The sequence below is a fragment of the Candidatus Kurthia intestinigallinarum genome (genome assembly GCF_003991225.1).
Taxonomy (GTDB): Bacteria; Bacillota; Bacilli; order Bacillales_A; family Planococcaceae; genus Kurthia; species Kurthia populi.
The window spans coordinates 1-1,649 of sequence record NZ_JTFC01000232.1 but is presented as its reverse complement, the minus strand read 5'-3'; the positions used below and the strand labels follow the sequence as shown (position 1 = coordinate 1,649).

Annotated in this window: 1 protein-coding gene; it reads right to left on the bottom strand. The window is 34.5% G+C overall.

Annotated features, from left to right (window positions below; translation table 11 throughout):
* Window positions 1-91: 91 nt before the first annotated feature.
* The gene (locus tag QI30_RS20095; RefSeq protein ID WP_126992170.1) at window positions 92-1,093 is read right to left on the bottom strand and encodes a hypothetical protein; all 1,002 of its coding nucleotides are present in this window, start codon (window positions 1,091-1,093) and stop codon (window positions 92-94) included.
* Window positions 1,094-1,649: the final 556 nt, after the last annotated feature.

The following is a 1,649-nucleotide window of genomic DNA, read 5'->3' as shown; positions in this document are numbered from 1 at the left end:
CATATTTAGCGTTCATATATCGCTTCTAAATCCTCACGTGCTTACTCAAAAACAATATAACAACGCGCAAGGAATCGTATATTGTAGTCATTTATGACACTAAGCTGTATAAATCGCCCATCTGTTCTTTAATCGCATCTTCATCATCAAAGATTTTTTTAAGTACATTGTATTTTGCTTGTGCTTGCTGTTGCTCATTGAATGTGTTGCTATCATCATGTTTTTGCTTATGTACGCCGTCTTTAAACCATTGTGGCGTGTCTACTTTAATAATTGGTTTAGATGGCTGAGAAACATTCGCTGACGGTTTCATGAAGTTATTAATAACCTTACGTGCGTACGCTGCTACATTGTTCGCTTTATTAGTTATTGCTTCACGTACTGCGTGTAATGCAATTTCATCTGTTAGGCCGTCAATTTCATTTTTTGTTTTCTCGATCATACGCATTACTTGTGTAACTGATTCATCTTGTCCAACGATATTCATTTCTTTACAAACCTTACCGTACAGATTATGAACCAGCTCTTGTTTTGGTTTTAAATCTTTTTTAATAACGTTAAAAGAGCTAAAAGAGATAGGTTGCTCTTTTTCATCCACAAGCTCAGTAATAGCAGGCGTTTCAGCATTTTGAAGATGTGCACGAAGTGGTGCATCAAGTAGTGCATCTTGATGTGCATGAGTAGTTTCAATAACAACTGGTGTTACGTCTACATCGAATAAATCTTTCATGATTAACGGATAATTTTCGTGTTCTTTATCGATAAAGATATATGCCCCAGCACGACCATTAGCTGTTTGCGCTACTACGAATTGTTCTGATTCTTTTAATGCTTTAACTGCATTACGTACTGTACGGATATTTACACCGGCTTTTTCAGCTAATGTTTTACCCAGGATCGTGCAGATACCATTAGCACTCGCTAAATAAATAATGTGATCTAGTACTTTTTCTTTCGCTTTGGTAAACACAGCTTCAAAGGTGCCGATAAATTTTGCCTTGAAAGTTTCAAAGCGAATCGTTTTTTTAGATTTAATTGGTTGTGCTGTCCATTTTTGTACTTGTGAGTTATATGCTGTTAATACTGTTTTCATAATGATTCATTCTCCTTTGGAATGAAAAAAACACGCTACACCGTATAAAATAGGTGTAACGTGTCCTAAGTAACTAATACAAAACTATTGCAATACGCCAATTTTCATTATAAAATAAATGACATATAACAGGTACGACGAATACCTGTTCATAGTTTTGAAATTAGCTATTTATGAATGACAAGCTGACACCGTAGTAGGAATACGGACGTTAGTGATATGTGAAGGACGCCAATCCGACACTTATCAGTCTTTGTAGATAGCTTTTTTCAATTGTTTAATTTATTGATTAAATTATAAGTTACTACGAAATGTATGTCAACAGGTGTATACGCCGCAAACCGCGTCACTAAGGCATTTGGAGAGTTTTATAGTGGAGTTAATTTAACACTACATTGACACTACTGTAACACCATTTTGACACTACTGTGACACTACATTGACACTACTGTGACACTACGTGACGCTAATTTAACACCAAAAATAACTTTTATTCCCTTATTAGTTAATTAATGTTATATAAAAGCAAATTTATAATTTAATGAATTGATAAAGA

Bases quoted from the DNA above. Each gene is read 5' to 3' on its own strand.
- QI30_RS20095 (WP_126992170.1), bottom strand. From the start codon at position 1,093: ATGAAAACAGTATTAACAGCATATAACTCACAAGTACAAAAATGGACA.